The sequence below is a fragment of the Nocardioides sp. P4_G4 genome (genome assembly GCF_056401085.1).
Genome location: NZ_JBFUKA010000170.1, coordinates 1 through 2,592, shown reverse-complemented (window position 1 = coordinate 2,592; position 2,592 = coordinate 1). Strand labels below are relative to the sequence as shown.

Here is a 2,592-nt window from a genome sequence, read left to right as displayed (position 1 = left end):
ACCTACTTCTGGGAAGGTCACGACTGAGGTGATGGCGGCCACGTGTCGATGCTGCGGCCGCGTCCGGCAAGCCTCGCGGCGACGTACACCCACGCTGCTTGACCGCTGACGTTCCGAAGTTGGCGCGTGTACAGGCCGGACGCGACTCCTTCGACATCGTCGAGCAGCTCGAGCAAGGCCCCCACGTTGTCCCTATGGCACTCCACGACGACGCCGCTTGCCTTGCGGTCGCTGGAGGCGCTGAGGGCGGGGTAGCCGTTACCGGTGTCGCGTAGGTCGCCGACCACGCTGGTGTCGACGGGTTCGCCGACGACGTACGGCTCCAACAGGTGCCAGCGCTCGCTTCCCGGCTTCAGCGTGCCGTAGACGAAGACATGAGGCACGCATTCCCCAGGAGTGGGGTAGTCGCCGGGTGAGATGACCGACCCGAGGTCAACCGCAGAAGCGGCGGGCTCGGTGCTGATGCGCGACCTCAGCGCGCGGACCTCTGCCTGGTCCACATCGACGCGCAGCAGCGACTGACCACCGAGTCGCATGGGGTGTCGCTCTGGACGGCCCCCGACGTATGCCGCGGGGCGAGACAGACGTGCGCCGTTCTCGAGCACGACCCGACCCTGGTCGAGAAGCACCAGGTCGTACCACCGACTGCTACGGCCTTCGACGCCGTCCAAGGTGCGCAGCTCGGCGAGGTCACACATCACCACCACGGCCTCCTCGGAGTGTCCGGCGAGGATGTCAACGGTGACGGGCGTACGCCCCGCCCCGGTGTCGCCCGTGCACCAGACCGAGGCCAGGTCCTCCAAGATGCACGCGAGATGTACCGAGGGCAGGGGAGTGCCGTTCGCAAGCACCTTGCCGGGGGAGGCGTTCGAGCCGTATCCCACGAGCGGAATCCGCTCACTCAGCGGCGCAGCGCCGAACGTGGCGAGCCACTCGTCGAGGCAGACCGAGTCCTCGTCGCCCGACACGGCCCAGCCGCTGGGCTGCGCCTCGTCAGGGCTGACCGGCCAGCAGAACCCGTCGTCATCAATGACGAAGGAACCGTAGGGCCGCTGACCGGGGTAGGGATCAACGGCGTAGTCGCTGGCCTCTTGGCCCGGGGTGACTCGACCCAAAGGGTCGTTCTCACCGAGCACGAGGGCCCACCCGAGCAGGTCAGCCATCAGTTTCTGCATGTGGTGGTGCTGGTACGTGCCCTCGTCCAACTCGAGTCCGAAGTCACCCGCATGCCAGATCGAGGCACAGCCGAAGGTGTCGTCGCCATCAGGTCGGGGGAGCAGGCTGCCGTCGGTGTCGCGCACGGCGTACTCCCACGAACCGGGAGAATCGAGCCCGAGGTCAAAGTCGGGCTCCCAGTCATACAGCGGGACGATGACCATCGTGCGGCCGTCGCGCCCGTGAACCTCGGCCGAGGTGAAGCCGGCGTACACACCCAGGGTGACGGTGGCACCGCCGCGTCGCATGGTGTCGGCGACGGCGTGTGCTGCAAGTCGCTGTGCAGCGGTCAGGTCCAGCTCTGCGGCCGCAATAATCAGGCGGGTGAGACGCTCAAGTGAGGCGTGGTCGGGCATGTCGACTCCTTTGTCCGGCTCCGGTCGAGCCGTGTGGAGATGTTCTACGGACAGGGTCGGAACATTCACGTCAGGGCGGCGGTCAGGAAGTCGCGCCAGGACTCCAGCTTCCAGCCCACTGAGTCCAGCAGTGTCGGGTTCACCGGCTCAGCGACGTCGCCGCGTGCCACGGCTTCGGCGTAGTCAGCCAGAACGTTGAGGCGCTCGTCGACCTCGGGTCGTGAGTAGGGGAAGAGGCCGAGAAGGTCCGTTCCCGTACGCCTGAGCGGGTGGTCCGGGTCGGTCGAGGCGCGCCTCATGCGTGCCGAAACGAGGTCGTCGAGGGTGAGGTCGTCCTCGTCGCGCATGTAGGTGACCTCCACGGCGTCGAACCCGGCTGCCAGCTCAGTGAGCCAGCGGGCGGCCTGACGTCGCCCTACTCCCAGGGCAGCGGCAACCACCTCGACTTCTACGTCGCCCTCGTGTTCCTCGAGCAGCCGAACCAGCCGCAGGGCCTCATCGACTCGACAGGACCGTCTCTCGTCGGGAGGGGAGTCCGTGGGGCCGACGTCCACATGGCGGCGCCGCAGGTCCTCGCGAACGCACTGCATTGCCAAGTGCTCGTCCTCGTTCAGGTGCCAGTCCGGTGACTTCTCCAGCACGGGGGACCTAATCGTGCCTCGTACATGTGGCTCGTCCCTGACCGGGACGTTGGTGACCACCAGTCCCCGCTCGCGCAACGCCTTCTTGTCGTTGCGCAGAGTCTTGGCGGCATGCACGCCTCTCCCGTACGCCGGCACACGTGCCATGAGGTCGGCGTCGGTGAGCGCACCGTATCCAGCGGTTTCCGTGTGCACACGGGTCAGCTCCTCCAAGAGCGCGACGACCCTTCGGAGAGGCGAGTACTGCGCCCTCTGTTCCGTCACGTCTCTTGCTCCTTCACGCCTGTCGGTGAGCAGTCTGAAGCCCGTTCGTCGTCTGCGCTGCGGGATCCCTAAAGTCGGTCGAGCTGAATGTTCCAACCCCCCGGGCAAGGTTTCCT

At 66.8% G+C, this 2,592-nt stretch carries 2 protein-coding genes; both read right to left on the bottom strand.

Annotated elements, in window-relative coordinates; all coding sequences use genetic code 11:
• Positions 1 to 17: 17 nt before the first annotated feature.
• Entirely contained in the window at positions 18 to 1,571 is a 1,554-nt protein-coding gene (locus AC1DQF_RS21480; RefSeq protein WP_477527254.1) for a gamma-glutamylcyclotransferase family protein, read from the bottom strand.
• Positions 1,572 to 1,636: 65 nt separating this feature from the next.
• Positions 1,637 to 2,476, bottom strand: a complete 840-nt coding sequence (locus AC1DQF_RS21475) for a hypothetical protein (RefSeq protein ID WP_477527253.1) — start codon at positions 2,474 to 2,476, stop codon at positions 1,637 to 1,639.
• Between the last annotated feature and the right edge of the window lie 116 nt (positions 2,477 to 2,592).